Annotated in this window: 3 protein-coding genes and 1 pseudogene; 2 read left to right on the top strand and 2 right to left on the bottom strand. The window is 74.4% G+C overall.

Translation table 11 applies throughout. The features are described 5' to 3' along the window. A pseudogene (locus N4P33_RS33500) lies at positions 1-213 on the bottom strand (hypothetical protein); the annotation flags it as partial. Between the two features lie 127 nt (positions 214-340). Between N4P33_RS33500 and N4P33_RS33495 the strand changes: the two are divergent. Next, positions 341-1,042, top strand: coding sequence for a bifunctional 2-polyprenyl-6-hydroxyphenol methylase/3-demethylubiquinol 3-O-methyltransferase UbiG (locus tag N4P33_RS33495; protein WP_260830697.1), 702 nt, complete (start codon positions 341-343; stop codon positions 1,040-1,042). 12 nt (positions 1,043-1,054) lie between these two features. Here N4P33_RS33495 and N4P33_RS33490 read toward each other — a convergent pair whose 3' ends face one another. Further along, complete coding sequence (locus N4P33_RS33490; protein ID WP_260830696.1) at positions 1,055-2,362, bottom strand: sodium:proton antiporter; 1,308 nt, start codon at positions 2,360-2,362, stop codon at positions 1,055-1,057. 673 nt (positions 2,363-3,035) lie between these two features. Between N4P33_RS33490 and N4P33_RS33485 the strand changes: the two genes are divergently transcribed. Next, a partial coding sequence (locus N4P33_RS33485) for a GNAT family N-acetyltransferase (protein ID WP_260830695.1) occupies positions 3,036-4,034 on the top strand: 999 nt, incomplete at its 3' end.

Here is a 4,034-nt window from a genome sequence, read left to right as displayed (position 1 = left end):
CCGGCGCAGCAGGTTCGCCGCCCAGGCCGCGAGGGTGGGACGGCGCGCGGCGCGGATCCGCCGGGCGTCGTCGGCGCGTCCGGCCGTCCTGGCCTGGGCGGCCCGTTCCTCACGCCGGGGCACGAAGCCGGACGGCGGCAGCGCGTACAGCTCGTCGAGCACCGCCTCCACGTCGTCGTCTCCCGCGCCGTCACGCGCGCCTGTACGCCGCATGATCCCCAGACTCCACCGAGCGGGGCGAGGCCGCACGCCGGGCAGGTGAGCGGGGTGTTCCCCCGGCGGGGTCGCTCCTGGCAGGCGCGGCAGGGAACGCCGGTGAGGCCGGGCCCGTTGGACGGGCATGGAGCCGAGGAAGCGAGCGGGACATCGGGGGACCGGGCCCGGAGCGATCACCCCGGACGGCTGCGCGGTCGAGCTGTACGCGCGGCTGCCGTGCGGTGCCGAGCCCGACATCGTCGCCGGGGCCGTACCGGCCGGGGCGCACATCCTGGAGCTGGGCTGTGGCGCGGGGCGCGTCACCCACCCGCTCCTGGCGCGCGGGTTCACGGTCACCGCCGTGGACGAGTCCCGGGAAATGCTGGACCGCGTCCGCGGGGCGCGCACCCGGTGCAGCCCGATCGAGGACCTCGACCTGGGGGAGACGTTCGAGGTGGTGATGCTCGCGTCGTTCCTCGTTCATGCCGCGGACGCCGGGACGCGGCAGGCGCTGCTGCGCACCTGTGTGCGGCATCTCGCGAGGGACGGTCGCGTGCTGATCCAGCGCGAGGGCGAGGACTGGCACACGAATCTGCCGCGTGAGCGAGTCGACGCGGGCGGTCTCACGGTGCGGATCGTGTCGGCGGAGCCGGCCGGTGACGGGGTGAACTCGGTCCACGCGGAGTACGTGTTCCCGGACGCCACATGGACGCAGACCGTCCTGTCCCGGCCGCTGACGAAGCAGCAGTTCGAGGACGCACTCGCGGAGGCCGGCCTGAGAGTGGACCGCTGTCTGACGGCGGACCGGACGTGGGTGCGGGCGGTGCACGCCGACGCGGGAGGGTGAGGGGCGCGAACGTCACAGGCGTTTGCCCGCCACCTCGTCCTCGTCGGGTTCTCCGCCGGGTCTGGACACCCGGGCCTCGTGGCGGCGGAGGCGGTCCAGGCGGGCGATGACGGGGGAGGCCGTCACGCCGTGCAGGATGACCGAGGCCAGCACCACGAACGCCACCACGGCCCACAGCTCCGTGGCGGGCACGCCGAAGCCGTGGGCCCCGAGGGCGTGCGCGAGGTAGAACAGCGAGCCGATGCCCCGGATGCCGAAGAGGGCGATCACCACCCGCTCGCGGGTGCCGGCCGCCGTTCCGAACTGGGCGCACCAGCCCACCAGGGGGCGGACGACGCACAGCAGCAGCACCCCGACCAGCGCGCCTTGCCAGGTCAGCGGCGCCAGACCGCCCTGGGCGACGAACGCCCCGAGCAGGAACAACAGTCCGGCCGTCAGCAGGCGTTCCACCTGCTCCACGAAGTCGTGCAGCACCATGTGGTACCCGTGCGCCCGCTCCGCCGCGCGGATGCGGCACGCGGTGACGAACACGGCCACGAACCCGTAGCCGTGCAGCAGCTCCGTCACCCCGTAGGCCAGGAAGGTCGCGCCCACCGCGACGAAGCCCTCACGGTGCTCGGACAGCCGCAGCGCCCACCGCCCCGCCCGGAAGAACAGCCAGCCGAGCAGCCAGCCCACGGCGAGACCCGCCCCCACCCCGGCCGTGCACTTGTACAGGACGTCCACCAGGACCCAGCGGGCGATCCCGCCCCCGGTCAGGGCACCGCCCGCCGCCGCGAGCGCGGCGGCGCCGAGGACGAAAGGGAAAGCGAGGCCGTCGTTCAGCCCGGCCTCGCTGGTGAGGGCGAAACGCACCTCGTCCTCGTCGTGCTCGGAATCGGTCGGGGCGCCCACCCTTACCTCCGAGGCGAGCACCGGATCCGTGGGCGCGAGCACCGCCGCCAGCAGCAGCGCGGCGGCCGGCGGCCAGTCCAGCAGGGTCCAGGCGAGCAGACCCACGGCCGCGATGCTCAGCGGCATGGTGATCCCCAGCTGCCGCCAGGTGGCCTGCCACCGTCGCCGTCCGAAGGGCCGGTTCAGGGCGAGCCCGGCACCCATCAGCGACACGATCAGGCACACCTCGGTGAGGTGCTCCACCCACGCCCTGCCGGACACCGGGTCGATGTCCGGCAGCGGTACCGGCAGCAGCTGGATGCCGACGCCGCAGAGGAGGAACACGAGCGGCATGGACAGCGGCCGGCCCGCCACCAGCCGGGGCAGCACGGCCGCCGCGAGGGCGCCGAGGCCGACCAGGGCGAAGAGGAAGTCAGGCGTGGTCACCGTACACGTGTGCCCATGGCCGCCCGTCGGCACGCGACCGCGCCACCGGAATCGACGTGAAGGGTGAGGCCGAGGACGGCCACCGCGCCCAGGGCGGGGCGAGTGGGTCGCGTTGCGGCGCGGAGGGGTTGACGGGCGGGGACGGGCTCGGTGCTACTGGAAGACGCGTCGGCGCGTGGTTCGTGGGGGGCTCGCCCGGTGCCGGAACCGCCTGTCGCCCCCGCCGGGAGGACACCGGGAGGTGACGGTGCGGCGACGACGGGCGGCGGTGGTGATTCTTCTGACGTCCGTGCTGCTCCTGCTCCTCGGCTCCCCGGCCCTCGCGGCAGGACCCGTTCCAGGTGCCGCTGCCCAGGCGCAGGCCGGGCCCCACGACACCGAGCCCGAGAACGCCGAGGCGCCCTGCCCGGGCCAACCGGACACCGCCGCGCACCGAGCCGTCGCCCGGTCCCCGAGGACCGCACCCACCGCCGAAACCCGCCACGCGAGCGACGGCGCCCTCGAGGACGCACGCGCTGTAAGCCGGTCGCGTCCGGAGGCGCCGCCCGCGGGATCCCCGGCACCGGGTGAGACAGCCCGCCCAGGCGTCGCGCTGCAGACGTTCCGCTGCTGAGAACGCAGGCCCGTCGGCCTCTCGCGCCCCTGACGACCCTTCACGACTCAGGAGACCCCTATGCCCGACAAGCGCGTGCACGTTCTGCGGCCGGACGAACTGGGCGCCGGCGAGCACAAGATGTGGAGACACCTGCGGGCCGAGTGCGGCGCCCTGGAGAATCCGTTCCTCGACCCGGTGTTCGCCACGGCCGTCGGCCGCGTCAGGCCGGGGGCACGCGTGGCCGTGCTGCAGGAGGACGGCACGCCGGTCGGCTTCTTCCCTTTCGAGAAGGGGCCGTTAGGTCAGGGAAGGGCGATCGGCCTCGGGGTGTCGGACAGCCAGGGTGCCGTGCTGCGCCCCGGTCTCCGGCTCGACCCGCGCCGCCTGCTGGCGGCGTGCGGGCTGTCGTCCTGGGAGTTCGACAACCTCGAAGCCGGACAGCGCCTCTTCCTGCCCCACGCCGTCGAGGAACTCGCCGACCCGGTGATCGACCTCGCCGAGGGCTACGAGCACTACACCGGCCGGCTGCGCACAACGTCCCCCGGCTTCCTGCGGCAGACGCGGGCCAAGGAGCGGCGGCTCGCCCGGCAGGCCGGCGAGGTGCGCTTCGCGTACGACGCCCGGGACCCGGACGCGCTGCGCGCGCTGAAGCGCTGGAAGTCGGCGCAGTACCGGCGCACCGGCCGGCGGGACCGTTTCGCGCAGGAGTGGATCACCCACCTGGTGGACCTCCTCGCGCACGGCGACGAACCCGAGTGCCGGGGACTGCTCTCCGTGCTGTACGCCGGCGGACGCCCTGTGGCCGCCCACTTCGGGCTGCGCTCGCCGACGGTCCTGTCCTGGTGGTTCCCCGCCTACGACCGCGACCACGCCAGGTACTCGCCCGGAATGATCCTGCTCCTGCGCATGCTGGAGGCGGCCGCGGCGGACGGGGTCCGCATGGTCGACCTGGGCAGCGGACCGGCCCGCTACAAGGACTCGCTCAAGACCCGTGAGCTGCGGGTCTACGAGGGCGCGGTGATCGCCCCGGGCCCCGGTGGTGCCGCGTACCGGCTGGGACGGGAGCCGGCGAGGGCG

Origin of the sequence: Streptomyces sp. 15-116A (assembly GCF_025290915.1) — a bacterium.
Taxonomy (GTDB): domain Bacteria; phylum Actinomycetota; class Actinomycetes; order Streptomycetales; family Streptomycetaceae; genus Streptomyces.
This window is presented reverse-complemented; position numbering and strand designations above follow the sequence as displayed.